At 43.9% G+C, this 24,681-nt stretch carries 27 protein-coding genes and 3 pseudogenes; 18 read left to right on the forward strand and 12 right to left on the reverse strand.

Annotated elements, in window-relative coordinates:
- Nucleotides 1-75 precede the first annotated feature (75 nt).
- Nucleotides 76-991: pseudogene (lipA, locus tag LC048_RS01555) on the forward strand (lipoyl synthase).
- Nucleotides 992-1,065: 74 nt separating this feature from the next.
- Here lipA and LC048_RS01560 read toward each other — a convergent pair.
- A complete protein-coding gene (locus tag LC048_RS01560; protein WP_226601761.1) occupies nt 1,066-1,764 on the reverse strand; it encodes a YhcN/YlaJ family sporulation lipoprotein in 699 nt (232 codons plus the stop codon).
- 159 nt (nt 1,765-1,923) lie between these two features.
- Here LC048_RS01560 and LC048_RS01565 point away from each other — a divergent pair, with 159 nt between their 5' ends.
- Nucleotides 1,924-2,214, forward strand: a complete 291-nt coding sequence (locus tag LC048_RS01565) for a YutD family protein (RefSeq protein ID WP_226601762.1) — start codon at nt 1,924-1,926, stop codon at nt 2,212-2,214.
- Nucleotides 2,215-2,263: 49 nt separating this feature from the next.
- Here LC048_RS01565 and LC048_RS01570 read toward each other — a convergent pair whose 3' ends face one another.
- The 3 genes from LC048_RS01570 to glpX form a co-directional block, all read right to left on the reverse strand.
- Nucleotides 2,264-2,551 carry a cytosolic protein gene (locus LC048_RS01570; protein WP_226601763.1) on the reverse strand — a complete coding sequence of 96 codons (288 nt, stop codon included), beginning with the start codon at nt 2,549-2,551 and terminating at the stop codon, nt 2,264-2,266.
- A 76-nt stretch (nt 2,552-2,627) separates the two neighbouring features.
- A complete protein-coding gene (locus LC048_RS01575; RefSeq protein WP_306049261.1) occupies nt 2,628-2,894 on the reverse strand; it encodes a DUF3055 domain-containing protein in 267 nt (88 codons plus the stop codon).
- A 30-nt stretch (nt 2,895-2,924) separates the two neighbouring features.
- Entirely contained in the window at nt 2,925-3,893 is a 969-nt protein-coding gene (gene glpX / locus LC048_RS01580) for a class II fructose-bisphosphatase (RefSeq protein ID WP_226601765.1), read from the reverse strand.
- Between the two features lie 1,120 nt (nt 3,894-5,013).
- On the opposite strand from glpX, the gene LC048_RS01585 reads away from it, so the two are divergent.
- The 3 genes from LC048_RS01585 (at nt 5,014) to LC048_RS01595 (ending at nt 7,706) form a co-directional block, all read left to right on the forward strand.
- Complete coding sequence (locus LC048_RS01585; RefSeq protein ID WP_226601766.1) at nt 5,014-6,249, forward strand: EAL domain-containing protein; 1,236 nt, start codon at nt 5,014-5,016, stop codon at nt 6,247-6,249.
- Between the two features lie 22 nt (nt 6,250-6,271).
- Nucleotides 6,272-6,709, forward strand: coding sequence for a DUF86 domain-containing protein (locus LC048_RS01590; protein WP_226601767.1), 438 nt, complete (start codon nt 6,272-6,274; stop codon nt 6,707-6,709).
- A 232-nt stretch (nt 6,710-6,941) separates the two neighbouring features.
- Nucleotides 6,942-7,706, forward strand: a complete 765-nt coding sequence (locus LC048_RS01595) for a TIGR01457 family HAD-type hydrolase (protein ID WP_226601768.1) — start codon at nt 6,942-6,944, stop codon at nt 7,704-7,706.
- Nucleotides 7,707-7,881: 175 nt separating this feature from the next.
- Here LC048_RS01595 and LC048_RS01600 read toward each other — a convergent pair whose 3' ends face one another.
- Both LC048_RS01600 and LC048_RS01605 read right to left on the reverse strand, forming a co-directional pair.
- The gene (locus LC048_RS01600; protein ID WP_264188324.1) at nt 7,882-8,004 is read right to left on the reverse strand and encodes a hypothetical protein; all 123 of its coding nucleotides are present in this window, start codon (nt 8,002-8,004) and stop codon (nt 7,882-7,884) included.
- A 51-nt stretch (nt 8,005-8,055) separates the two neighbouring features.
- Nucleotides 8,056-8,565, reverse strand: coding sequence for a phosphatidylglycerophosphatase A family protein (locus LC048_RS01605; protein WP_226601799.1), 510 nt, complete (start codon nt 8,563-8,565; stop codon nt 8,056-8,058).
- 483 nt (nt 8,566-9,048) lie between these two features.
- Here LC048_RS01605 and yutH point away from each other — a divergent pair, with 483 nt between their 5' ends.
- The 5 genes and pseudogenes from yutH to thrB form a co-directional block, all read left to right on the forward strand.
- Nucleotides 9,049-10,056 carry a spore coat putative kinase YutH gene (gene yutH, locus LC048_RS01610; RefSeq protein ID WP_226601769.1) on the forward strand — a complete coding sequence of 336 codons (1,008 nt, stop codon included), beginning with the start codon at nt 9,049-9,051 and terminating at the stop codon, nt 10,054-10,056.
- An 87-nt stretch (nt 10,057-10,143) separates the two neighbouring features.
- Nucleotides 10,144-11,122: pseudogene (locus tag LC048_RS01615) on the forward strand (2-hydroxyacid dehydrogenase).
- Nucleotides 11,123-11,348: 226 nt separating this feature from the next.
- Nucleotides 11,349-12,644, forward strand: coding sequence for a homoserine dehydrogenase (locus LC048_RS01620; RefSeq protein ID WP_226601771.1), 1,296 nt, complete (start codon nt 11,349-11,351; stop codon nt 12,642-12,644).
- Entirely contained in the window at nt 12,644-13,705 is a 1,062-nt protein-coding gene (gene thrC, locus LC048_RS01625) for a threonine synthase (RefSeq protein ID WP_226601800.1), read from the forward strand. Before LC048_RS01620 ends, thrC begins: the two co-directional genes overlap by 1 nt.
- A gap of 45 nt (nt 13,706-13,750) precedes the next feature.
- Nucleotides 13,751-14,638: pseudogene (thrB, locus tag LC048_RS01630) on the forward strand (homoserine kinase); the annotation flags it as partial.
- A gap of 68 nt (nt 14,639-14,706) precedes the next feature.
- Here the strand turns inward: thrB and LC048_RS01635 are convergent.
- Entirely contained in the window at nt 14,707-14,943 is a 237-nt protein-coding gene (locus tag LC048_RS01635) for a NifU family protein (RefSeq protein ID WP_041966137.1), read from the reverse strand.
- 152 nt (nt 14,944-15,095) lie between these two features.
- On the opposite strand from LC048_RS01635, the gene LC048_RS01640 reads away from it, so the two are divergent.
- A complete protein-coding gene (locus LC048_RS01640) occupies nt 15,096-15,422 on the forward strand; it encodes a YuzD family protein (protein ID WP_226601773.1) in 327 nt (108 codons plus the stop codon).
- 288 nt (nt 15,423-15,710) lie between these two features.
- Here the strand turns inward: LC048_RS01640 and LC048_RS01645 are convergent, their stop codons facing one another.
- Nucleotides 15,711-16,778 carry an NAD(P)/FAD-dependent oxidoreductase gene (locus LC048_RS01645; protein WP_226601774.1) on the reverse strand — a complete coding sequence of 356 codons (1,068 nt, stop codon included), beginning with the start codon at nt 16,776-16,778 and terminating at the stop codon, nt 15,711-15,713.
- Nucleotides 16,779-17,024: 246 nt separating this feature from the next.
- Here LC048_RS01645 and LC048_RS01650 point away from each other — a divergent pair, with 246 nt between their 5' ends.
- Nucleotides 17,025-17,264 (forward strand): YuzB family protein, encoded by a 240-nt coding sequence (locus LC048_RS01650; protein ID WP_023626618.1) that lies wholly within the window; start codon nt 17,025-17,027, stop codon nt 17,262-17,264.
- Between the two features lie 69 nt (nt 17,265-17,333).
- On the opposite strand, the gene LC048_RS01655 is transcribed toward LC048_RS01650, so the two are convergent.
- Complete coding sequence (locus LC048_RS01655; protein WP_306049267.1) at nt 17,334-18,026, reverse strand: DUF2225 domain-containing protein; 693 nt, start codon at nt 18,024-18,026, stop codon at nt 17,334-17,336.
- Nucleotides 18,027-18,189: 163 nt separating this feature from the next.
- Between LC048_RS01655 and LC048_RS01660 the strand changes: the two genes are divergently transcribed.
- Nucleotides 18,190-18,552: a HesB/IscA family protein gene (locus LC048_RS01660; RefSeq protein WP_226601776.1), complete on the forward strand. Its 363-nt coding sequence runs from the start codon at nt 18,190-18,192 to the stop codon at nt 18,550-18,552.
- 109 nt (nt 18,553-18,661) lie between these two features.
- Here the strand turns inward: LC048_RS01660 and LC048_RS01665 are convergent, their stop codons facing one another.
- Nucleotides 18,662-19,657 carry an NAD(P)/FAD-dependent oxidoreductase gene (locus tag LC048_RS01665; protein WP_306049269.1) on the reverse strand — a complete coding sequence of 332 codons (996 nt, stop codon included), beginning with the start codon at nt 19,655-19,657 and terminating at the stop codon, nt 18,662-18,664.
- 372 nt (nt 19,658-20,029) lie between these two features.
- On the opposite strand from LC048_RS01665, the gene LC048_RS01670 reads away from it, so the two are divergent.
- Nucleotides 20,030-21,247 (forward strand): NAD(P)/FAD-dependent oxidoreductase, encoded by a 1,218-nt coding sequence (locus LC048_RS01670; RefSeq protein ID WP_306049271.1) that lies wholly within the window; start codon nt 20,030-20,032, stop codon nt 21,245-21,247.
- A gap of 126 nt (nt 21,248-21,373) precedes the next feature.
- On the opposite strand, the gene LC048_RS01675 is transcribed toward LC048_RS01670, so the two are convergent.
- A complete protein-coding gene (locus LC048_RS01675; protein WP_306049273.1) occupies nt 21,374-21,565 on the reverse strand; it encodes a hypothetical protein in 192 nt (63 codons plus the stop codon).
- Nucleotides 21,566-21,732: 167 nt separating this feature from the next.
- On the opposite strand from LC048_RS01675, the gene LC048_RS01680 reads away from it, so the two are divergent.
- The 4 genes from LC048_RS01680 to LC048_RS01695 all read left to right on the forward strand — a co-directional run bounded on the left by LC048_RS01680 (nt 21,733) and on the right by LC048_RS01695 (nt 23,864).
- Nucleotides 21,733-22,215 (forward strand): NUDIX domain-containing protein, encoded by a 483-nt coding sequence (locus LC048_RS01680; RefSeq protein ID WP_226601780.1) that lies wholly within the window; start codon nt 21,733-21,735, stop codon nt 22,213-22,215.
- Nucleotides 22,216-22,370: 155 nt separating this feature from the next.
- Nucleotides 22,371-22,496, forward strand: coding sequence for a YuiA family protein (locus tag LC048_RS01685; RefSeq protein ID WP_226601781.1), 126 nt, complete (start codon nt 22,371-22,373; stop codon nt 22,494-22,496).
- A gap of 140 nt (nt 22,497-22,636) precedes the next feature.
- A complete protein-coding gene (locus LC048_RS01690) occupies nt 22,637-22,957 on the forward strand; it encodes a YuiB family protein (protein WP_226601782.1) in 321 nt (106 codons plus the stop codon).
- Between the two features lie 196 nt (nt 22,958-23,153).
- Nucleotides 23,154-23,864, forward strand: coding sequence for a 3D domain-containing protein (locus tag LC048_RS01695; protein ID WP_306049276.1), 711 nt, complete (start codon nt 23,154-23,156; stop codon nt 23,862-23,864).
- Between the two features lie 42 nt (nt 23,865-23,906).
- Here LC048_RS01695 and LC048_RS01700 read toward each other — a convergent pair whose 3' ends face one another.
- The gene (locus LC048_RS01700) at nt 23,907-24,674 is read right to left on the reverse strand and encodes a cobalamin-binding protein (protein WP_306049278.1); all 768 of its coding nucleotides are present in this window, start codon (nt 24,672-24,674) and stop codon (nt 23,907-23,909) included.
- Nucleotides 24,675-24,681: the final 7 nt, after the last annotated feature.

Below are 24,681 nucleotides of genomic sequence, written 5' to 3' on the forward strand. Positions count from 1 at the left end.
CATCAGAAGCTGTATACCGGTTTAGATTTTTACATGGTGTTCTTGATGTAATGCAGCAGGAATGGAGTGAAAATAATGAGCAAAAAAGAGGTACAGAGAAAGCCTGATTGGCTGAAAATAAAGTTAAACACGAATGAAAACTATACAGGCTTAAAAAAGATGATGCGCGAGAAAAATCTACATACTGTATGTGAAGAGGCAAAATGCCCGAACATCCACGAGTGCTGGGCAGTAAGAAGAACTGCAACCTTCATGATCCTTGGGGATGTATGTACACGTGCATGCCGTTTTTGTGCTGTAAAAACTGGCCTTCCGACTGAGCTTGACTGGCAGGAGCCAGAAAGAGTGGCGGATTCCGTTACTCTTATGAACCTAAAGCATGTCGTCGTAACTGCCGTTGCACGTGATGACCTGAAGGATGGGGGGAGCAGCTGTTTTTGCCGAGACAGTAAGAGCAATTCGTAAGAAAAATCCATTTACTTCAATTGAAGTACTGCCTTCAGATATGGGCGGAGTGGAGGAAAACCTGAAAACTCTCATGGATGCCCGTCCAGATATCCTGAACCACAATATTGAAACTGTTAAGCGCTTGACGCCAAGAATCCGTGCTCGAGCAACTTACGAGCGTTCACTTGAGTTCCTTCGCCGTGCAAAAGAAATGCAGCCGGATATCCCGACGAAATCCAGTATAATGGTTGGATTAGGCGAGACGAAAGAAGAATTAATTGAAGCTATGGACGATTTGCGTGCCAATAATGTGGACATCCTTACCCTTGGTCAATACCTGCAGCCTTCCAAGAAGCATCTTGAGGTCCAAAAGTACTATCACCCAGACGAGTTTGCCGAGCTGAGGGAAATTGCGATTGAAAAAGGCTTCAGCCATTGTGAAGCAGGCCCACTTGTTCGTTCATCCTATCATGCGGATGAGCAGGTTAATTCAGCCGCTAAACATAGACAGCAGCTTGCAGAGCAGGAAGCTCAGCAAGCGTAAAGCCCATAGACACTACAGAACATTTTCTTTTAAAAAAAAGAGTTCAGCATACACCATATGCTGAACTCTTTTCATTATTTTCCTTGTTGCATCTGTCTTGAGATATCGTCTTTGTCCGTTTCTTCGTTCAGTTCGCCCTCTGCTTCACCATTGGCATTTTCACCAGTAGTCATGTCACGGCCTTGAGGAGATTTAAGCATTTGTTTTACGACGCCATCGACCAAATCGTCGACATCGCGGCTATCTGTATCGAGTGAGGCAAAGTTCTCGACCTCATTCCGAAGCGTCGTGTCGTCTGACACGTAAACATGGAACCAGCGAGGAACTACTGACATCGCCATACGTTTCACCTGGTCCGCAGTCTGATCGCGATTCTCAGAGTCTGTTTCGTATACAATCAGCACTTCCTCGTCGGTAACAAGTGTCGACACATCATCTACATTCTGTGCCATTAAACTAAATCTGCTGATCATATCTGCAATTTGTTCGCGGTCGATTGCTGTGTATGCATTGTTCATATCATCGGCGCCCATCACTCCTGTTTTTTGATGGCGCACATATCCGAAGTCCTCGCTTCTGTCTTTCATTCCTTTGCGTCCATTTTCGTTGTATAAATCTGGACGGTCATCATTTACATTTAATGTGTTGCCGCTCTGCTGGTAAATTCCAGCCCCTCCATCACGTCCATTTGGTGAAGCCTGATCATCATCGGCCCCACATCCCGTCATAGCTACAGTTCCGCAAATGCCGAGAGCCATTATTGCTTTTTTCAATTAAAACACCCCCCTAATCATTAGAATGGCTCTGAAATTATTTTTTTTGCTTAGTAATTGATGGGGAATAAGTTATAATTAAGAAAAGTGCAAGGTTCCATCCTTGCCATTGGACAGAGAACAATCCAGATCGTTACGGAAAAAGAGGTGGACCTACCGATGATTTGCATTAATAATTTATGTTACGAAATAGTGGACGAAAGCAGGGAGGGCTTTAATGAAGAAGCCTTTCGCGCCAGATACAGCGAAATTTTAACGAAATATGACTATATTGTTGGCGACTGGGGATATGGACAGCTTCGGTTAAGAGGCTTTTTCGATGATCAAAATCAGAAGTCAACTTTCGATACGAAAATCAGTACCGTAAGTGAGTACTTATATGAGTATTGCAATTTTGGCTGTGCTTATTTTGTAGCCAAGAAGGTCGCGAAACAAAACGTAGATAAATAAGAAGGAATGTCGAAATGCTCCAATCATCAAGATTGGAGCATTTTCACATTCATACATCGCTATATGGCGCCTGTTCACTCTCATTTGGGTCATCATGGGTTGGGTGGGCACCTGCTTCTTTACGAGGTGTTCCTTGATGAAGAGACTTAAATTCGTAATTGAAGTTGCTGTAAGACCGCTGTCCCTCGCGCCATGGCGTGCTTTTGCCTTCTACAGGTTCATCTTTGCGGAACGGAGACCCATAGGGACCCTCTGGATAGTCCTCAGCCGTAACATAGTTGCGTTGCTTTTCTACATTCGAAAAATCGGAGTACTTTTTTCGATCTTCCTCGCTCATGAACTCACCTTCTTTTGCTTGTTGTCCTCTTAGTATTTCTTTGATAAGACAAATCAAACAAAAAGTTCGTTCCAGATTAAAGAATTGGCTGCAAGAAAGAGCGAAGTTCCTCTGCCTCTTCTTCAGAAAGATTATAGGCGAATTCGAGATAACCTTCTTCGTCAAGGTCATCCTGGCTAAGGATGGCAAATCGGCTTCCCTGGATATCCATCACGATGCTTTTTCCGTAGTATCGTCCGGTCTGCATGATGGCAAGGTCAAAGCGCTGGTTTTCACCTACAAAGCTTACATAACGCGTTTTTGTTTGTTCAGTATCATCGTATAGAAAAAATTGTTCAGTCAAAATGATCCTCTCCTAAATATGTAATTTCTGCTAAACCATCAATAAGTGCGGCTTGTGCTCCAGATGATGGTGTGCTGTGATGTAACGGACCGTTTTGGTTTTAGACCGCATAACAATGGAGTGTGTTTCAACAAGATCACCGCCGAGGAAGCGCACACCATCGAGCAGTTCACCGCTTGAAACGCCAGTTGCAGCAAAAATCGCATCGTCTCCGGAAACCAGGTCATGTAGCATCAGTAATTGTCTTGGATCCTTCAAGCCCATAGCAATGCAACGTTCTTCTTCCTCCGGTGTTTGCGGTACAAGCCTTGCCTGCATATCACCGCCAAGAGCTTTAAGGGCTGCGGCCGAAATGACTCCCTCAGGCGCACCGCCTGTCCCTACGAATAAATCGACACCTGTATGCGGCAGGGCAGTTGCAATCGATGCACCCACGTCGCCATCGCCAAAAAGCTTCACTCTCGCTCCTTTTTGCCTAACACGTTCAATGAGATCATCATGGCGGTCACGCTCCTGAATGATGACAGTTAAATCCTGGATTCGTTTGTTGTTGGCTTCTGCGACGATTTCAATCGTCTTTTCAATTGGATCATCAAGACTGATTTTGCCAGCGGCGCTTTTACCGACAGCAATTTTCTGCATGTACATATCAGGTGCATGCAGAAGCGTGCCTTTATCAGCGACCGCAATCACGGCCATTGCATTATTATGCCCCTTGGCGACGATATTCGTCCCTTCCAGCGGGTCCACCGCAATATCCACTTTCGGCCCCATCCTCGTGCCCAGCCTTTCTCCGATGTAAAGCATCGGAGCCTCATCCAGTTCCCCTTCACCAATGACGACGATTCCATCCATATTCACAGAATCGAACATCTTACGCATTGCATTTGTGGCTGCATCATCGGCTTCATTTTTCTTGCCGCGGCCCATCCATTGAGCAGAAGCCAGTGCAGCAGCTTCCGTCACTCTGACAATCTCAAGTGCCAATTCGCGTTCCAAATGTCTCTCCTCCATTTTCGACAGCATTCTCACTCAACATCAATCTTACCAGAAAAATAATGATTTCTGAATTTTTCAAGGGATTTTTTGTGCTTTGAAAAAGGCGTGGTAAGACTTAATTGAAAAGGAATGCCGAATTCAGGCAGTTTTTTACGGGAGAAGGGGAAAAGCTGTCAGAAGAAGCATTAAGTTCGGACATTTTTCCTGGGGAAAGAGGAAAAGCTGTCAAGAAAAATCCGGAATCGTGACAGGTTTGAGGGTGAAGTGAGAAAGCTGTCAAGAAAAACCCGGAATCGTGACAGGTTTGAAGGGAAACCAGGAAAAGCTGTCAAGAAAACCGCGAAATCGTGACAGGTTTAAAGGGAAACCAGGAAAAGCTGTCAAGAAAAACCCGGAATCGTGACAGGTTTAAAGGGAAACCAGGAAAAGCTGTCAAGAAAACCTTGGAATCGTGACAGGTTTAAAGGTGAAGTGAGAAAGCTGTCAAGAAAACCTCGGAATCGTGACAGGTTTGAAGGGAAACCAGGAAAAGCTGTCAAGAAAAACCCGGAATCGTGACAGGTTTAAAGGGAAACCAGGAAAAGCTGTCAAGAAAAACCCGGAATCGTGACAGGTTTAAAGGGAAACCAGGAAAAGCTGTCAAGAAAACCTTGGAATCGTGACAGGTTTAAAGGTGGAGTGAGAAAGCTGTCAAAGAAAACCTCGGAATCGTGACAGGTTTGAAGGGAAACCAGGAAAAGCTGTCAAGAAAAACCCGGAATCGTGACAGGTTTAAAGGGAAACCAGGAAAAGCTGTCAAGAAAACCTTGGAATCGTGACAGGTTTAAAGGTGAAGTGAGAAAGCTGTCAAGAAAACCTCGAAATCGTGACAGGTTTAAAAACGAAGCAGGAAAAGGTGTCAAAATCCATATACACCCCACATCAATGCAACCCTTATCCACATTATCACTATAAATTAAGAAGTAAAAATCTTTTGAAATAACTATCTAGGAAAAAAGGTCTATTTTAGCTAAATATGGTACAATTAATAAAAAGTTCTAGTCATCTTCTGAGAGGATTGAAACCTATGGCCCGCCGTGTTACTAGCATATTAGACAACCTGCTTGGTTGGGGAAAAATAATGTTGCCGCATTCAACGATATGTTATTACCCTCCACAGTTCATTTTGCGGAACCCTGTCGTTTCAGGGGTAAAGAAAGCTTTTAATAGTGGCTTTGAAGTTGCTGTTATTGCATACACGATCAAGAACTACCAGGAACTTGCTTCGCAGCTTGGTGAGGAGAGCTGGAAGTTTCATAAGGCTTTGAAACGGCATTTCAAAAGCGTTATTGAAAAAGAAATCGACAAGGAGGACATGATTGTCCTGCATGATTACTATAGCGACAGCCTGAGTTTGTTTATGCGGATTGACCATAACAGGTACTGTATCTCTGAAATTGATGCGAAAATGAAAAAAATCCTCAGGGAAGCGGAAAGCAGGATTTTTCAAGAGTATCCTACTGTCCAGCCTATCTTTGATACCGGGTTTATATTTATCGATAGATCGGTGGATTCAATTCAAGGAGCGGTCTTAAAGGCACATCAGCAAGCGTTTGCGATGGCGGAAAAACGGATTCAAACTCAATTCAACGAAATGGTTTATGAAATGAAAAGAATAATCGCACAGCAAAATATCAAGCTTTTAGCGCAGCCTATCATAGATGTCGCAACAAAGGAAATTCGCGCTTGGGAGATGCTGACACGAGGACCAGAGGGAACGGCACTTGAGAGTCCTTTGCAGCTTTTCTCAGTTGCACGGCAGACGAATACGCTCTATGACCTGGAAATGATTGTGCTGAGAAAAACGCTTGACCAAATCACTTCAACTGGCTGCCTGGATGACATATTTATCAATTTCACACCGATTACGCTCGGGAATTCCCGATTCGTCCGGGACCTGAAAAACATGATGCAATCATATGAAACTATCCAGCCCAATCAGATCACTTTAGAAATTACGGAGAGGGACTCGATTGAGGGAATCGAGAATTTTATCTATAATATAAAGGTGTTAAGAGGAATGGGTATCAAAATAGCGGTTGATGATACTGGAGCAGGTTATGCCAGCTTGAATACGATCAGTGAAATCATGCCGGATGTCATCAAGATCGATCGTTCCGTTATCGAAAATATTGATAAGAACTCTGTGAAGGAGTCCATGCTGAAAGGATTGCTGCTGGTTGCGAGAGAAGCAGGGTCCACGGTCATTGCGGAAGGAATCGAAAATGAGCATGAAGCATCTGTTCTTTCACGGAACAAGGTGGAACTGGCACAAGGATATTTTTATGCCCGTCCTGGATTACTGAAAACCGTCTAGCATCTTTATGAGGTGATAAGGAATGTACTTTGTTGACAGGGATCAAATCGAAGAAACACTGCAGTTTTTAGACAGACAAATCGACTTTTTTGAAAGCAATGGACCATGGGAATCGCCAATGGAAAAATCAGCCCTCGAGCGTGCGGCGCATACAATGGTAGAAGCCGTACTTGATGTGGGCAACGCGATGATTGATGGCTTCATCATGCGTGACCCAGGAAGTTATGAAGACATCATTGATATTCTGGATGATGAAAAAGTTGTTACGCAGGATATGAGCAAAGGATTGAAAAAAATCGTCCTGTTCAGAAAGATGCTTGTGCAGCAGTATACTGCCGTAGACCATGCTGGCCTGATTGAAACCTTCAAGTCCGAGCTTCCGCATCTTAAGCTTTTTTCGGTAAAAGTGAGAGAGTACTTAACGAATGAATTAGGACCAGTTTCCGCTTTTAAAAAGTAAACCATGACTAGGAGACCGTCTAACTGCGGTCTCTTTTCTTTTATTGTTAAATACTGCGAATAAGTTTTTCGAAGTGGCGGAGGCATTGACTTCACTGTCAGGCCCTCTAGCGCTTGTCGGGGCTGACCAAGGCGCTTGCGCTTTTCCTATTTGCACTAAGTGCTTAGCTTATATAAAATGGGAGTATTCGTTTTTGAATGACATGGGAACGATATAGTTAGGAGTGATCATTATGAAAAAATATAAAGGGTACTTGATTGACTTGGATGGGACGATGTACCGGGGATCAGAACGGATTGAAGCAGCTTCTGATTTCATAAAAAGGCTGATTGAAGCTGAAATCCCCTATTTATTTGTTACGAATAATTCATCACGCACCCCTGCACAGGTAGCGGAAAAGCTCCGAAGCTTTGATATTCCATCGACTGAGGAGCAGGTTTTTACAACAAGCCAGGCAACAGCAAACTACATTTATGAGCAAAAGCAGGATGCGACCGTCTATGTGATCGGCGAAGAGGGAATTCAGACAGCGATTCAGGAAAAAGGAATGAAATTTGCCGGGGAAGACGCTGATTTCGTCGTTTCAGGAATCGATCGCGGCATTACATATGAAAAGCTGGCTGTCGGATGCCTTGCGGTCAGGAACGGTGCAACCTTCATTTCGACAAACGGGGATATCGCCATCCCGACTGAACGGGGATTGCTGCCGGGGAATGGTTCGTTGACTTCCGTAATCGCTGTATCGACTCAAACTGATCCGATCTTTATCGGGAAGCCGGAATCTGTGATTATGGAACAGGCATTAAAGGTCCTTGGGACAGACAAAGAGGAAACCCTTATGGTCGGAGATTACTACGATACCGACATCCTTGCAGGCATGAGAGCAGGGATGGACACACTTCTTGTCCACACAGGTGTAACAACCAGGGAACTGCTGAAAGGGTATGAAGAAATGCCAACGTATACAGTGGATTCGCTGGATGATTGGGAAGTTTAAGAATTACGAAAGCAACAAAAGGGACTCTGAGCCGTAGCTGGCATCAAGTCCCTTTTTTCTATTCTTGCTCTTGCCCTGGCTGACCAAGTCGCCTCCGCTTTTCGAATTGTCCAGCTGCGGCTCCTAACTCCTCGAGTCGCTAGTTCTAGTGTGACCTCCTAGAAACTTCGAAACTTCAACTCCGCCGGCAGAAGCAACAAGCGCTTCTGCCGGCGGAGTTTACAGTTTCTGCGTTTATGGCCAGTCGGCTATACTTTTCGTTTTCGGTCCTGCCAATGAAGTCAAAGAACGACTTCACTGTCAGGCCCTCCAGCGCTTGTCGGAGTGGGCAGTCGCCTCCGCTTTTCTTTTAGTCCTCTATATTTGCGGCTCTATGTGCCAGGCGGCTTGATGCTGCAGCAGCCACCGCTCCGACGATATCATCAAGGAAAGTGTGACACTTACCGGACGCTTCCTTATCATTAAGCTTCTCAAGAATTCCTGGTTTTGCTTTATCAATAAAACCATAGTTGGTAAAACCGATTGAACCATATATATTCACGATTGAAAATGCGAGGATTTCATCGACGCCGTATAAGCTTTCGTCTGTGTCAATAATTGATTGAAGTGGTTCGCCAAGCTTCTTTTGTTCAGCAAGTATATCGAGCTGGATTCCAGTTAGTATCGCATTCTGAACCTCACGCTTGGATAGAACTCGTTCAACGTTTTCGATACAATCCTCCATCTGCAGGTTTGGATGGTACTTTTCCTGCAGGAAATAGACGAGATCGGCAATATCTTCTATTTCCACTCCACGTTCATGGAGCCACTTCCGGGCAGTTTCCTCTGTCATATGGATGGCGCGTTTTTTTTCTAACATCTGCATCACCTTTCTATTTTTGACTGGAATTGTCCAGCTCCAGCGCCTAGACCCTCGAGACGTTTGTCTAGCTACGGCTCTAAATCCTCGAGACGCTAGTCTAGTGTCGCCTCCTAGAAACTCCGAAACTTCAACTCCGGCGGCAGAAGCAAAACCCGCTTCTTTGTCGGAGTCTCCAGTTTCTGCGTTTCTGGACAGTCGGCTATACATTTCGATTTCGGTCCTGCCAATGAGTTCGAGGAACGACTGCACTGTCAGGCCCTCCAGCGCTTGTCGGGGGCTGACCAAGGCGCTTGCGCTTTTATATCAGCATACTCTTTATCCTATTTAACCTAAAATATTCTGCTTAATCCATTTTAGTGAAAGAATTCATTCCTTTAAATCATTTCCCTAATGAAGCCGCTTATTCATTGTAATGTTCATTCAAGTTTTACAAACCAAAACATATATTTGTAAAAGAGTGCTTGGAAATGAGGTGCTAATATGTTTCAGAAGATGTTAAAAGAAGTATATGGGATTTCAGCAGATTCAGAAGTATCTCTTGGAAGATATCATGGATATAAGCATAATGAAGGACTTTATTTGATTATGGACGCTAATGGTGTAAAAGAGCAAGAGATAAGCGAACTGGCGAGGATTGCTGACCATATGCAAACAGTTGGAGACCGGAATGTATCGAGGCTGATGGCGGATAAGGAAGGAAAACAAATTTGCGAATGGGAAGGAAGAAAATACTGTGTGTTGATGAACCGCGCAGCCCCTATGCCTGAAAAAATAAAAACAGGCAGGAAGCTAGCCAAGTTTCATGCAAGAGGCCGGCAAATTCCGTTCAAGGTTGAAAGCATGAGCAGGGTGGGTCAATGGAAACAGCTCTGGGAAAAGCGGGTTGACCAGATGGAAAAGGTATGGAGCGGAAAGCTGTATACTGAGCCGGAGAATGATTTTGAGAAGATGTTCATGGAATCTTTTCCGTATTATATGGGGCTATCTGAAAATGCCATTCAATACCTTGCTGATACGGAGATTGATGATAAGCCGACAAATATAGACCATGGCACTGTTTGCCATGAGCGTTTCACGAACAATGTTTGGAGAGGAACGTATTTTGTTAAAAATCCTTTTGAATGGGTATTCGATCACGGTAGCCGGGACCTGGCTGAATGGATCAGGGATCGTTATTTTGCCAACATCCAGACGAGCCAGCCGGAAATCAAGAACTTCCTGGCAGAATACCAATCAATGACGGTCCTCTCACCGTTTTCGTGGAGGCTGCTTTATGCAAGGTTGCTGTTCCCGCTTCACTATTATGAGACTGTTGAAAATTACTATATCACTCAGTCAGAACAGACGAAGCGCCAGCTTGAAGACCGCTTGCATAAGTATTTGAATCAAAGCAGTGATCATGAACGCTTCTTGAGCCATTTTTACCAGCTTAGCGAAGCGCCGGTAAAAGCGGCAAAACTTCCGGCAGTCGATTGGTTATTAAGGTAGTCGAGTCTTTCCTCCTTAAGGAAGTGTGACTTTATGGTAGAATGAAATTATTCTACTATATTAAACGCTTTCAAAAGGAGTTAGACTATGAAACCGTATGTTTATATCACCAGGAAGTTACCTGAAGAAACAATTATCGATCTCACCGAGTTTTTTTGAAGTGAAAATGTGGGATCATGAAGATATCCCTGCACCAAGGGAAGTTATTTTAAAAGAAGCGCAAAAAGCAAGTGCGCTAATCACAATGCTCTCTGACAAAGTGGATGAGGAAGTATTATTAGCAGGTGATCGCCTCAAAATCGTGGCCAATCTGGCAGTCGGCTTTGACAATATTGATCTAGAAGCAGCAACAAAGCGTGGAATCATCATTACAAACACGCCGGATGTGCTGACAGAGACAACCGCAGACCTTACGTTTTCTTTGCTGATGGCATCCGCAAGACGTATTGTTGAAGCAGTGGAATATATAAAGGCTGGCAAGTGGGAAGGCTGGAGTCCGTACCTGCTTGCTGGGCATGATGTGTATGGAAAGACAATCGGCATTGTCGGTATGGGTAAGATCGGAGAAGCGGTCGCTCGCAGGGCTAAAGGCTTCGGTATGGAAATACTCTACCATAATCGCTCCCGGAAACATGATGCTGAAAAAGAACTGGGCGCTGCTTACAGCACTTTCGAGAATCTTGTGGCGACATCTGATTTTGTAGTGTCATTAGCACCGTTAACGCAGGAAACAAGAAATCTTTTTACGGCGGATGTCTTTGCAAAAATGAAAAAAAGCGCGATTTTCATCAATGCAGTCCGCGGACCGGTTGTGGACGAGCAGGCTTTATATGATGCGCTGAAAAATGGTGAGATTGCTGCAGCAGGTCTTGACGTCTTTGAAAAAGAGCCTATTTCCGTCGATCATCCACTGTTGGAACTGCCAAACGTAACTGCAATTCCGCACATTGGCAGCGCAAGCACCGAAACCCGGACAATCATGATCAAGCTGTGCTGTACAAATGTGAAAGCCGTCCTTACAGGCGACACGCCAAAGACAATCGTCAACAAAGAAGTACTTCAATAATCTGCAAATCCTTCCCTTATGATCGGGAAGGATTTTTTATATGGAAAAAAATTAGTATAATCAAAATTTTTATAATTTTTTACACTTAGAGCCATCTATGATTAAGCGTTTACACAGGAAATGCTTCCTAAATATCCCTTGTAAAGGCTGTTTTTGGTATTTATAATGTCTACTATACAAATACAAATGTTCATTTCAAGCAGACACGAAGAGAGGGGAAAAGAAAATGCAGGCAATCTCGGTTGGACTTCTAGGTTTGGGAACAGTAGGGTCAGGTGTAGTCAAGATTATTGAAAACCACCAGGATAAACTGATGCACCAGGTTGGGTGCCCGATTAAAGTGAAGAAAATCCTCGTTCAGGATGTTGAAAAAGAAAGATCGGTTAAAGTGGACCCATCTCTCCTGACGGTGAATCCAGCTGATATTATGGAAGACCCGGAGATTGAAGTGGTCATCGAGGTTATGGGCGGGATTGAAGATACCCGAGAACACTTAATTCAGGCATTAAAAAACAAAAAGAATATTGTGACGGCAAACAAGGATTTGATGGCTGTCCACGGTTCCGAGCTTTTAACCGTTGCGAATGAAAATGGCTGCGATCTCTTTTTTGAGGCGAGTGTCGCAGGTGGAATCCCAATTCTGCGCAGTCTGGTGGATGGTCTTGCATCTGACCGAATCACAAAAATGATGGGGATTGTGAATGGCACAACAAACTACATTTTAACGAAAATGAGCCAGGAGGGACTGGCATACGATAGCGTGTTAAAAGAAGCACAGCAGCTTGGTTACGCAGAGGCAAACCCTGCATCTGATGTAGATGGACTAGATGCGGCTCGGAAAATGGCAATCATGGCATCACTAGGGTTTTCAATGAAAATTGATCTTGATGATGTCAAAGCGAAAGGAATAACTTCTGTAACTGAAGAAGACCTGCAATATGGGAAGCAGCTAGGATATACGATGAAGCTGCTCGGTATCGCCGTTCGTGAAGGCGATAAAGTCGAGGTGTGTGTTGAACCAGCATTGCTGCCGTCATCACACCCGCTTGCTTCTGTGAATAATGAGTACAATGCGGTATATGTGTATGGAGAAGCAGTGGGGGAGACAATGTTTTACGGTCCTGGAGCTGGAAGCTTGCCAACTGCTACTGCTGTAGTCTCAGACCTGGTTGGTGTTGTCAAGAACATGCGCCTTGGAGTAAACGGCAGTTCTTTTGTCACTCCGCAGTATGAAAAACAGCTTAAGGATGATGGAGAAGTGAATTCAAAGCATTTCCTCCGTCTCCAGGTCCATGACGAAGTCGGTGTATTCTCGAAAATCACCTCTCTTTTCGCAAGCCATAACGTCAGCTTTGAGAAAATCCTCCAGATGCCTTTAAAGGAAAAGGAGCTTGCAGAGATTGTGGTTGTGACGCATCAGGCTTCCCTGAAGGATTACCAGAATGTATTAATGGAGCTGCGTGACTTAAAGTTTGTGAAGGATGTCAAGAGTTCCTACAGGGTCGAAGGAAGTGTTGGATGATGAGATGGTGTGGATTGTTAAGTGAATACCATCAATACTTGCCTGTCAATGCCGAGACACCATTGCTTACCCTACATGAGGGAAATACCCCGCTGATCAGGCTTAATCAGCTGTCAGAGGAATGGGGAGTCGATTTATATGTAAAGGTGGAAGGAGTGAATCCTACCGGCTCTTTTAAAGACAGAGGGATGGTCATGGCAGTCGCCAAGGCGAAGGAGGCGGGCAGTGACACTGTGATCTGCGCCTCAACAGGCAATACTTCCGCCTCTGCGGCTGCCTATGCAGCAAGAGCAGGATTAAGATGCATCGTCGTCATCCCTGAAGGGAAAATTGCGATGGGCAAACTTGCACAGGCTGTGATGTATGGCGCAAGCATCGTTTCGATTGAAGGAAACTTTGATGAAGCATTAAAAATGGTCAGGTCGATCAGTGAAACAGAACCGGTTACCCTCGTCAATTCAGTCAATCCTTACCGACTTGAGGGGCAAAAAACCGCTGCATTTGAGATTTGTGACCAGCTTGGCGGCGCACCTGACATTCTTGCGATTCCGGTGGGGAATGCCGGCAATATCAGCGCCTATTGGAAAGGATTCAAAGAATACAATGCCAGTAAGCGTACTGGCTTGCCGCGAATGTTCGGCTTTGAGGCGGAAGGAGCTGCCGCAATTGTCAAGGGACAGCCGATCGAACAGCCGGAAACCATCGCGACGGCGATTCGCATTGGCAATCCGGCGAGCTGGGACCTCGCCGTCGCAGCCCGTGACGAATCAGAAGGAAAAATCGATTTCGTCACAGATGACGAAATTTTACAAGCGTACAGCAAGCTGGCGGCCTCGGAGGGAATTTTCGCTGAACCAGGGTCCTCTGCATCGCTAGCGGGAATCTATAAACTTCTACAACGCGGCGAAATACCTCAAGGGTCCAGAATAGTTGCCGTGCTGACCGGAAATGGATTGAAAGATCCTTCAACTGCAATGGACATCCGTTCGGTTTCCCCAGTGCTGCTTCCAAATGACGAGAGTATCGTCAGCGACTATATCAGGGGAGTTGTCCGGCAATGAAGGGGGGTTGAGGAACCATTAGCTGCAAGAACAGCCAGAGGGAACGTTTTATCAGTAAAAGTTCCGGCCAGCTCAGCGAATCTTGGCCCGGGTTTTGACTCGATAGGTGTCGCCCTGAACCTCTACACGGAAGTCGAGGCTGAACAAAGCGATAAATGGAAGGTAACAGCTTTATCTCATTCATTAACAGGTTTTCCAGATGATGAAAAAAACTTCATTTGCCAGGTTGCGATGAAAACAGCTGAAATGTACAAGCAGGAAATGCCCTCGCTCCATGTTTATGTAAAAAGCGAGATTCCGCTTGCAAGAGGACTTGGTTCCAGTGCGGCAGCGATCGTCGCTGGAGTCGAATTGGCAAATGAATTCTGTGGCTTACAATTGACAAGGTATGAAAAATTGGCTGTCGCTTCACGGTTTGAAGGACATCCTGATAATGCAGGGGCGAGCCTGTTCGGTGGCGTCGTTGTTGGCAGTCAAATTGGGGATGAGGTCGATTTAACCATTCTCGACCAAATTCAGTTTGACCCAGTACTTGTCGTTCCTAAGGAGGAGTTGCTGACTGAAACGTCACGAGACGTCCTCCCGACAGTGGTCGATTTTCAGCGTAGTGTCCAGGCAAGTGCAGTGGCTAATCAGCTGATTGCCGCCCTGATGACAAAGAATTGGCCCCTTGCAGGTAAAATGATGAGCGCTGATTTGTTCCATCAGCCCTATAGGAAAGCACTTGTGCCATTTTTTGAAGATGTGAAGGAAAAAGCCGTTCAATCAGGAGCATTTGGAGTTGCATTGAGCGGAGCGGGACCTTCAATAATTTGCCTGGCTGTACCCGGTGAAGGGGACGCTTTAGCGGAAAAATTGAGGCAGCACCTAGTAGGGTTGGAGGTTTTCAGTTTGCAGATTGATAACGAAGGATGCAGGTCATCACGTAGGTGAAGAAGTGGACCATGCATAAAAAAAAGCGGTTTTGCCTAAATAGGCAAAACCGCTTTATTATTGGTTAATTAGAATACCTGTTCAACCTCAACTACACCAGGTACTTCTTCTAAAAGTGCGCGTTCAATTCCAGCTTTAAGCGTGATTGTGGAGCTCGGGCAGCTACCGCATGCACCTAGCAGGCGAAGTTTAACAATGCCATCCTCAATATCAACTAGTTCACAGTCTCCACCGTCGCGAAGAAGGAATGGGCGCAATTTATCTAATACTTCCTGTACTTGCTCAAACATTTGCTGTTCAGTCATGCAAATCGACTCCTTTCATAATACTTATTATAATCTTATCGGCCGGAAAAATCTATCCAATAAAACCGAAAAACCAATGAACACAGTTTTTTCCTTATGCATCCTTTTCAACGTATAGTAAAATAAAAGAAAATAACTGGGGGTAATTGATAATGGAACGTAAAGAGGTAGAAATTGTCGTTTACGGTGCAGAAGTATTATGCCCAAGCTGTGTGAACCTGCCATCCTCAAAAGAAACGTATGAATGGCTCGAAGCAGCAATCAGCCGCAAATATTCAGAACAGCCGTTCAAAATTGTTTACGTCGACATCCATAATCCTCCATCAGAGGAAGCTAAAAAGGAATTCGCCGAAAAAGTGATTGAGGAAGACATGTTTTACCCTGTCGTCCTGCTCGAAGGCAAGATTGTCGGTGAAGGAAACCCTAAATTAAAAACAATTTACGCAGAATTAGAGAAATATGGGTACGTTCCAGCTTAAATCATGCAAAAGCATTCCAAATTGGGGTGCTTTTTTCTATTTTGAGAAGGCTAACTATGAAGGTGACGACTTATAATTAGCAGTAAAAATTTTTTATAGCGAAAATCTGATTTTTATAGCGAAATTGTCATTTTAATAGCGAAAAAAAATTTTTTTATAGCGAAAAAATAAATTTTATAGCGAAAAATTCTTTTTTATAGCGAATTGGTAATTTGTACGACTTTTTACCAATTTTGTGTCTGCACACTCATAAAAAAACCGGGCATCATCGCCCGGTTTTAAAACACATCACCCATTATGATACTTATACATCCACAAAATCCCTGACTTCAGCAGTCGCGCAACTCGGCCGGTGATCGGGCGTTCGGCGACAAGGCCGAAGCCGTGCTTTTTGCCAAGAGAACCGATGACGCCTTTCAGCTTGATCGGCGGGAAGGATTCAGGCGGTTCTTCGCCTTTCCAGCGCTTTTGCAGTACCTGGACGATTTGCTCTGCCTGGCCTTCTGCAAGCTGTGCGCTTGGTGCGTGCGGAAGGCTAGCACAATCTCCGACAATATAAACCTTTTCATAGCCTGGCAGATTGTGCTGTGGAGTTACCACTGCGCGGCCCATGCTGTCTTTCTCAACGTCCATCTCGCGTACAAGTCGATTTGCCTGGATGCCGGCTGTCCAAACGATTGCGTCACAAACAATCGGCTCATCGTGGTTATAGAGAACATTTTTCTGAACTTCCGTGATATTCGCATTGTTGATGATTTCAACATTGTGATTGTCGAACCAATTCTCCACATATGTGCTCAGGCGTTCAGAAAATGCGGACAGGATATGATTGCCGCGGTCAAAAAGCTTTATTTTCAAATCTTTACGGCTTTCAGCCAATTCACTTGCAAGCTCAACTCCACTTAACCCTGCACCAACGATTGAAACGGTTGAACCTGCTGGCAAATTGTTTAGTGCCTGATAGGTGGCACGTGATTTTTCAATGGATTGGATGCTGTATGTGAATTGATCAGCTCCTGGGACATTGTGATATTTATCTTCACAGCCAAGTCCGATAATAAGGTCATCAAACTGAACGGACTCATCACCTTTCAGCTCCACTTTGCGATCCTCGAGATTGATGGCAGTGACTTCAGCATACTTCAACTGAAGGTGGGGATGCTCTGGAAAAGCAACCCGGATATGCTGGTCAGAAATCGTGCCTGCAGCTAGGGCATAGTATTCTGTTTTTAAACAGTGGTATGGAACACGGTCAATCAGCGTGATCGATACATCTTCCGGCAGGTCATTCGGCAGCAATTTATGAAGGACGCGCATGCCGCCATAGCCGCCGCCAAGAATAACGAGATTTTTCATGTGAATTTCCCCTTTTTAACTCATCGAATGACAGTTAATGAAGTTTCTCCAGCTCGTTCTACAAAATCCGTAAACGGATACATTTTTCGAAATTATTCCGCAATATTTTTATGCTCAATAAATCACCATTAAAAGTATAACGAAATTGTGACAAAATAACAACAATTTTATGGATGACGTAAGTCCGGAAAATTGACGATTTCCTGGAAAAAGGTTACGATTAAAAATTAGTAGAGAGGTGAAAAAATGATTAAGCCAATCATTGAATTTTGCATCAGCAATTTAGCAAGTGGTTCTCAAAAAGCAAGGGCGGAGCTGGAGCGTGACCCTGACCTTGACGTCATTGAATACGGCTGCCTTGGTTACTGCGGCAAATGTGCACAATCCATGTTTGCGCTAGTAAATGGGGATCCGGTAGTGGGAGATACTCCCGAAGAACTAGTAGAAAATATCTATCAATATTTGGACGAGAATCCGATGTTTTAATATAGAAAGGGCTGGCATGGTAAAATCCCATCGCCAGCCCTATTCATTTTTCTCTCATTTGAACCTATCTTACTTTCCAATCGTTTGTTCTTCACGCATTTCATGCCAGCGATCCTTAGCCAGCTGGATGATTTGCGGTTCTACCGATTGCCTCTGCTTCTCGATTACTTTTGAGAAAAAGCGGACTGCGTCCTGCGTTTGGTCAAGCCTTCTTGCAAGATCGCCAATCAGATACATCAGCCGCAGCTCTGAGACTTGAGTTCCTTTATAATCTCCAGTGCTGTAAGATTCAGTATATTCCTTCAGGGCGAGTTTTAAAAAACGCATTTCCTGTTCGTGGTTTTCTATTGATCGATACAGCCAGGCAAGTCTAATGTACAACCCGGCTGAAACGATATGCTTCTCTTTTTTTAGAGTCGAGCTATAAGCTGCGAGCTTCAAAGTGTTCATCGCTTCCTGGACAGTTCGCTTATCTCCATAATTATGATGAGCCCATTGATTGCATATTTTATCCTGGATGAGCTTCTTACCGCCCGGCGGAAAATAAGTCTTGAAATCATCGGTAAACGAGTAGCCGCAATTCGGGCAGACATTCACATAATAAAAATTAGGGTTTTCAAAGCCATCGGCATAAATAGGGGCAAAATCAGTATCAAAACGCAGGACTTTCACAAAGCGGGACCGCACTTTTTTTGTGGTAAAAGATTGCTCGCACATTTCACAGTGATATTTTTTATCATAGAGCGGTTCTATTTGAGTCATTTTGTCACCTGCCTAATTACCTATTTGTGTTATGGGTATATTATATCAATTTAATAGGCTATTCGGTCGCAAAAATTGAATAATATTCTTTTTCGGCTTGATTGGTTGAGGATTGGAAGTTGTGTGAGTATACTAATAAGAAAGGGAACAAGGAGGTTTTATCGTGAATAATATTGTGATTCTTACTGAAGAAGCTGCATTGCAGGTTAAAGATATGATGAAGCAAAATGAAACGGAAGACGCTTATCTTCGCGTTTCTGTAAAAGGCGGCGGCTGCAGCGGCTTATCTTACGGCATGGGTTTTGCTCATGAAGTGGAGGAAGGCGACACCGAGCTCGAACAGCACGGCATAAAAATCCTTGTTGATAAGGACAGCGCTCCCGTGCTGAATGGCACAACCATCAGCTATAAGCAATCCTTGATGGGCGGTGGCTTCACCATCGAAAACCCGAACGCGATCGCATCATGCGGCTGTGGTTCTAGTTTCAAAACGGCAACTCGTGAAGGTACACCTGAAGAATGTTAATCGAAAACAAAAAGCAAGGTCCCTGGACCTTGCTTTTTTGCATTAATAGAGTTATATCCGTTTGGCACTCCAGAACTTGTAGGGACTGACTAAGCCGCCTCTGCTTTTCTTACTTAAACATTGATGAACTGTGAAGCGGCTGTGTCTTCGCTTTTGGATCCATGTAGGATTTTGCGTTGTTGACAGCTGTTGGAGCTTCACCAAATCCTGTCGCGATCAGCTTGACTTTGCCTTCGTATGTGCAGATGTCGCCTGCAGCATAAACGCCAGCGATATTCGTTTCCATTTTCGAGTTGACGACGATGGAATTCTTTTCGATTTCAAGGCTCCATTCCTTGATTGGTCCAAGAGAGGAAACGAAACCGAAGTTGCAGATGACTGCGTCAACGTCAACGGCTACAGTATCTTCGCCATTCGCGTCCTTAAGAATGATCTGGCTGATTTTTTCACCATCACCGACAAGTTCAGTTGGCACGTAAGGAGTCTTAATATCAACCTTAGAGTTTTGCAGGTTTTCAACACTGTGTTCGTGCGCGCGGAACTTATCGCGTCGGTGGACGATTGTTACTTGTTCAGCGATTGGCTCGAGCATCAATGCCCAGTCAACAGCTGAATCGCCTCCGCCTAATACCGCAACCTTTTGGCCGGCGAATTGATTTAAGTCGTCGATAAAATAGTGCAGGTTCTTGCCTTCATATTGGGCAGCGCTTTCAAGTTCAAGCCTGCGTGGCTGGAATGCACCGTTTCCTGCTGTGATGATGACTGTTTTTGTATAATGAACTTCTTTATCAGTAGTCAGTTTAATTGATCCATCTTCCAGTTTTTCAAGCTTTTCAACAGATTGCTCAAGAGCAGTCGCAGGCTCGAATTTCGCCATTTGCTCTTTCAGGTTGTTGATCAGCTCCTGGGCGCGAACCTTTGGAAAACCGGCCACATCATATATGTACTTTTCAGGATAAAGTGCTGATAATTGCCCGCCTAACTGTGGCAAACTTTCAATAATCTTAACAGATGCTTGTCTCATTCCGCCGTAGAAAGCTGTGAACAGACCAGCAGGCCTCCCGCCGATAATCGTGATGTCATAAACTTTTTGATCTTCTTTCACTCCATATCCCCCTCACTATGTAGTAAAATTGCTCCAATTTTTATAATACCATAAATTATAAAAATAAACTCCTAATCATAATTGAACATTCCTTGTGGAACAATATATTTCAGAGAAAAATACCTTTACTATATTGAAAAATAGTGAAATCAGCCTATTTTCTGAATATTTCTAAGTTAACTCAATCGCTTGAAAATGCGTCGCAAAAAGAATAAGATGGATGGTAGGCAATAATGTTAAGATTTTGTGACATTTTTAGGACATTTTTTTGAACACCCTAGTGAATATTATCACAAACTTATCCGGAAAAAGATGGCGGCAGATAGAGAGCCATTCAACCAAAAATATTTTAAAAAGGTGGAAGTGATCACTTTGAGAAAGCCAAAGATCGTAATCTTAGGAGCAGGATACGGGGGATTAATGACAGCTACCCGTTTACAAAAAGCTGTTGGAGTAAACGAGGCTGACATTGTCCTTATAAACAAAAATGATTACCACTATGAAACTACATGGCTGCACGAAGCATCTGCAGGAACTTTGCACCATGATAAAGTCCGTTATGATGTACGTGATGTAATCGATCGCCATAAGGTTGAATTCGTTCAAGGTGCTGTAGAAGAAATCAAGCTGGATGAAAAGCGTGTAATCCTCGAGAATGGTGACATTGTCTATGATTACCTTGTCATTGCCCTTGGTGCTGAACCTGAAACTTTTGGTATTAAAGGTTTGAAAGAGCATGCTTTCTCTATCGTCAATGTCAATTCAGCCAGACAACTCCGTGAGCATATCGAGTATCAATTCGCAACATACAATACGGAAGCGGAAAAGAAAGATGAGCGCCTGACAATTGTTGTCGGCGGTGCTGGTTTTACAGGAATCGAGTTCCTTGGTGAACTGACGAATCGCGTTCCTGAACTTTGCCGTGAATATGATGTAGATTACCATAAAGTAAAAATCGTTTGTGTCGAAGCGGCACCAATGGTTCTTCCAGGTTTCGATCCAGAGCTTGTCAACTATGCGGTAACTACACTTGAGAAAAAAGGTGTGGAATTCAAAATCGGTACGGCAATTAAAGAAGCGACTCCAGAAGGCATCATCGTTGCTAAAGGTGAAGAAGAAGTCGAAGAAATCAAAGCTGGCACAGTGGTTTGGGCAGCAGGTGTCCGCGGTAACTCTGTTATCGAAAAATCCGGGATTGAAGCTATGCGTGACCGCGTAAAAGTGCAGCCAGACCTTCGCCTTCCAGGTTCAGACGATGTATTTATTGTCGGTGACTGCTCATTGATCATCAACGAAGAAATCAATCGTCCATATCCTCCGACTGCACAGATCGCCATGCAGCAAGGAGAAGTTTGTGCAAGAAATATTGCAGCTCTAGTACGCGGCAAATCCGAGTTTGAAACTTTCACTCCTGATATCAAAGGAACAGTATGTTCACTTGGTGAAGACGACGCGATCGGCGTTGCATTCGGCAAGAAAATGGTCGGAACGAAAGCTTCCTTCATGAAAAAAATGATCGACAACCGTGCGCTATACATGATCGGCGGTCCTTCATTGGTTCTTAAAAAGGGTAAATTCAACGTTTTATAATAGATATTTTAAGCAGGCTCCTGAGGGGGTCTGTTTTTCTTGCTTAGGAAATTATAAATATATTTATGTGTGGATAACTACATGTAGTATTCTTAATCCAGCTCCAGCGCCTAGCCCCTCGAGACGCTAGTCTGGCTGCGGCTCCCTAACTCCTCGAGACGCTTGTCTAGTGTCGCCTCCTAGAAACTCCGAAACTTCAACTCCTCCGGCAGAAGCAAAAAGCGCTTCTTTGTCGGATTCTCCAGTTTCTGCGTTTCTGGACAGTCGGCTATACATTCCGATTTCGGTCCTGCCAATGAAATCAAAGAGCGGCTTCACTGTCAGGCCCTCCAACGTTTGTCGGAGTTGGGCAGTCGCCTCCGCTTTTCGAATTGTCTAGTGTCGCCTCCTAGAAACTTCGAAACTCTGTAAAACCTTGCAGTCAGGACGAATCCCCACCTGTAGGGTACAATATTAGTAATTATTATCAAGGGGACGGGAATTGAATGGGGAAACGTGAAAATGTCTGGCTCGGTGTCGCAGGTGTGGTTATTTCGGAAGATGGAAGCTGGCTGGTCGTCAAAAAGCGCTATGGCGGCTTGAAAGGAAGCTGGTCGCTGCCAGCAGGCTTCGTAGATGAAGGGGAAACGGCCGATCAGGCAGTCCTCAGGGAAGTGAAAGAAGAAACAGGTGTAGTCTGTACAGTTTCAGGACTGCTAGGTTTGCGAACTGGAGTGATCCGGGAGTCCATCAGCGATAATATGCTCGTATTTCAATTGACTCCATTGCCAGGTCAAATGGTGACTGTCGAGGAAAGTGAGCTATACGATGCGAAATTTATGACAACTGAAGAACTAAAAGAGGATCCTGATACCTCGCTTCTGCTGCATTACCTTTTAAGTAAACCCATTGGCCAAGTTTTGGAGGGAGCGGAGGGAATGGATCCAGGAAAGCAATTTCACTATAGTGCATATAAAGTATTTTTATAATTTTCTGAAATCTTAAGGAAGTGACAGATAATTAAAGAAAACACGCAATGTATCCGTTTTCAATATGGTTTTTTGGTCAAATTTGAACCTTTTCAAGTAGAATGATTGTCTGTTATATTATCAGAAAATTCAATAATAAAAGGAGTGGTTCACTAATGAAAATGCATACACATGATTCAAAGGAATGTTCATATTGCTCAGGTAAAGGCTATTTCCAACTGTTGCTTGGCGGTTCCGAAACATGCACATGCTGCAGCGGGTCCGGCAAATCAAAAAAATAAGATAATGCCCCTTTGACCTTCGCACATAGCGGGGTTTTTCTTTTTGCCAAAAATCGAACCAGGATGAAAATCACCATTTCATTGACTCGAAAACGGACAAACAGTAAACTAGAAATGATGTTTAATGGGGGGATATAGACATGATGACGGTTGTCACACTGATCATTTCGATGTTGTTGTTTTTTGTCCTGTTTTTCGGGATTGGCTTTTTATTAAATATGCTGCTGAGGATGTCATGGATCATGGCGGTAGTTTATCCATTAATTGCGATTTTTATTATTGATAAATATCCGTTTATCGACTATTTCAGGAATAGTGGTGAAGCCTTCCGTGATCTTGGACAGAGGCTTTCACAATTAGCAATGGCAGACATTCTGATTTTAAGCAGCGGTCTGGCAGGCGCGATTTTAGCTGGTGTAGTCATCAGGCTTTTGCGCAAAAAAGGATATCAGATGTTCTAATACTGAAACCTCCAATTATTTGGAGGTTTTTTTCATGCATAAAAATCGGCATGAATCTGGACACTATAATTAAATAGCAGCAATATTTTACTTTTAATGGAAGTGTAAATAGGTCTTTTGGCACTTTTTTTGCTCCTTTTGGAATATTTCTTGTTTTGTTGGGAAATTAATAGTTTTGGGAGGAGTGAAAAATTGTATGAATATTTTAAAAATATGGGCCAGACGCTCAGCAATGGCAGTTTTATTTTTTGCTGCTATAACTTCTACGTTCCATTCTATTTCGGGAGTTGAAGCTTCCACTGTATCTACATACGTCTTTGATAGGGCAGGAACTCAACAAGAGGATAGTTCAAGTACTGATCATAAAAAGAAATCCATAGGACTCGCTTTTAAGTTTCTTAAAAAGATATCTGACTTCAAAACTAAAATTTCTTCAAGTGAAAAGGTTGCCGGGAAGCAGCCGACTCTTGAAGAATCACTCAACTGGTCACAATACCCGACTAAGAAAATTGTAGCGACAGGCTATACAGCAGGTGTTGAATCGACAGGTAAAAACCCTGGGCATCCTGGGTATGGAATTACCTATTCAGGTGTAAAAGTTAAACGTGATTTATATTCAACTGTCGCGGCTGACTTAAACGTATTCCCGATTGGGACCATCCTTTTCATCCCGGGATATGGATTCGGTGTTGTTGCCGATAAAGGGGGCGCAATCAAGGGAAATAAAGTCGACCTTTACTATGATACCGTCAAGGATGTATATGAACAGTGGGGTAAAAAGACATTGGATGTATATGTAATTGAGAAGGGCAATGGCAAGCTGACAGAGGAAGATTTAAAATCCCTTAATGAGAATGAATCGATGCAGGTTTTCCGCCAGCAATATACAGGCGGAAATAAATCATAAAAGTTTAGGCACTTTCCTTGAATCGGAAAGTGCCTATTTAGTTCATCCATGGAGGAGTCGATGCAATTTTTCCAGGCCATCCAAAAGCCGTGGTGATGGACGGCAGTATAATTCTTCTTCGAGGATCAGGATGCGGTCATTTTTGACAGCATCAAGTTCCTCCCAGCCAGGCCTGTTTGTGATTAATTCCTTCTTCACCTTTTGCTTCCTGACACCAACCCAGGCGACGCAAATATAATCCGGATTTCGTGATTTTATATCGTCCCAGTCAGTCTGTACACTTGCGAGTTCAACGTCTTTAAAGACATTCTCGCCACCGGCAGCCTCGGACACTTCTGTCAGCCAGTTTATGCTTCCAGGAGTAAATACTGGTTTTGGCCACCATTCCCAGTAAAGCTTTGGGCTCCAATCTGCACTGGCACCTTCTTGCTTGATGTTCTCAAGCCTGCTCCTGAACCGGTTAGCTGCCTCCTTGCCGCGTTCAGGCATCTTCAAGGCATTGGCCGTTATCACTAAATCATTTTCAATATCGGCTAGCGATTGCGGATTTAATACAATATGCGGAATGTTACGAGCTACTAAACCTTCAATATTCTTCTCCATCCCTGGAACGCTTAATGAGGCAAGAACGAGATCGGGCTTCAATTCCTCGACAAGGTCAAGGTTGATCGATAAATCCGGACCGAGCTGAGGAATTGATTTTACTGCTTCTGGCCAGTCTGAAAAATCATCGACTCCAACAAGAAGATTAGTCAGTCCCAAAAATTCCATGATTTCAGTATTGCTGGGACATAGTGAAATGACTCTCATTTAATTC

This window comes from Mesobacillus subterraneus (genome assembly GCF_020524355.2).
GTDB lineage: Bacteria > Bacillota > Bacilli > Bacillales > Cytobacillaceae > Mesobacillus > Mesobacillus subterraneus_C.

What these genes read in the sequence shown, in the direction of transcription:
- LC048_RS01695 (WP_306049276.1), top strand. Translation starts at nt 23,154, where the DNA reads ATGAATATTTTAAAAATATGGGCCAGACGCTCAGCAATGGCAGTTTTA.
- LC048_RS01595 (WP_226601768.1), top strand. Translation starts at nt 6,942, where the DNA reads ATGAAAAAATATAAAGGGTACTTGATTGACTTGGATGGGACGATGTAC.
- thrC (WP_226601800.1), top strand. Translation starts at nt 12,644, where the DNA reads ATGAGATGGTGTGGATTGTTAAGTGAATACCATCAATACTTGCCTGTC.
- LC048_RS01685 (WP_226601781.1), top strand. Translation starts at nt 22,371, where the DNA reads ATGAAAATGCATACACATGATTCAAAGGAATGTTCATATTGCTCAGGT.
- LC048_RS01590 (WP_226601767.1), top strand. Translation starts at nt 6,272, where the DNA reads ATGTACTTTGTTGACAGGGATCAAATCGAAGAAACACTGCAGTTTTTA.
- LC048_RS01570 (WP_226601763.1), bottom strand. Translation starts at nt 2,551, where the DNA reads ATGAGCGAGGAAGATCGAAAAAAGTACTCCGATTTTTCGAATGTAGAA.
- LC048_RS01680 (WP_226601780.1), top strand. Translation starts at nt 21,733, where the DNA reads ATGGGGAAACGTGAAAATGTCTGGCTCGGTGTCGCAGGTGTGGTTATT.
- yutH (WP_226601769.1), top strand. Translation starts at nt 9,049, where the DNA reads ATGTTTCAGAAGATGTTAAAAGAAGTATATGGGATTTCAGCAGATTCA.
- LC048_RS01690 (WP_226601782.1), top strand. Translation starts at nt 22,637, where the DNA reads ATGATGACGGTTGTCACACTGATCATTTCGATGTTGTTGTTTTTTGTC.
- LC048_RS01620 (WP_226601771.1), top strand. Translation starts at nt 11,349, where the DNA reads ATGCAGGCAATCTCGGTTGGACTTCTAGGTTTGGGAACAGTAGGGTCA.
- LC048_RS01700 (WP_306049278.1), bottom strand. Translation starts at nt 24,674, where the DNA reads ATGAGAGTCATTTCACTATGTCCCAGCAATACTGAAATCATGGAATTT.
- LC048_RS01640 (WP_226601773.1), top strand. Translation starts at nt 15,096, where the DNA reads ATGGAACGTAAAGAGGTAGAAATTGTCGTTTACGGTGCAGAAGTATTA.
- LC048_RS01565 (WP_226601762.1), top strand. Translation starts at nt 1,924, where the DNA reads ATGATTTGCATTAATAATTTATGTTACGAAATAGTGGACGAAAGCAGG.
- LC048_RS01635 (WP_041966137.1), bottom strand. Translation starts at nt 14,943, where the DNA reads ATGACTGAACAGCAAATGTTTGAGCAAGTACAGGAAGTATTAGATAAA.
- LC048_RS01655 (WP_306049267.1), bottom strand. Translation starts at nt 18,026, where the DNA reads ATGACTCAAATAGAACCGCTCTATGATAAAAAATATCACTGTGAAATG.
- LC048_RS01585 (WP_226601766.1), top strand. Translation starts at nt 5,014, where the DNA reads ATGTTGCCGCATTCAACGATATGTTATTACCCTCCACAGTTCATTTTG.
- LC048_RS01605 (WP_226601799.1), bottom strand. Translation starts at nt 8,565, where the DNA reads ATGTTAGAAAAAAAACGCGCCATCCATATGACAGAGGAAACTGCCCGG.
- LC048_RS01645 (WP_226601774.1), bottom strand. Translation starts at nt 16,778, where the DNA reads ATGAAAAATCTCGTTATTCTTGGCGGCGGCTATGGCGGCATGCGCGTC.
- LC048_RS01650 (WP_023626618.1), top strand. Translation starts at nt 17,025, where the DNA reads ATGATTAAGCCAATCATTGAATTTTGCATCAGCAATTTAGCAAGTGGT.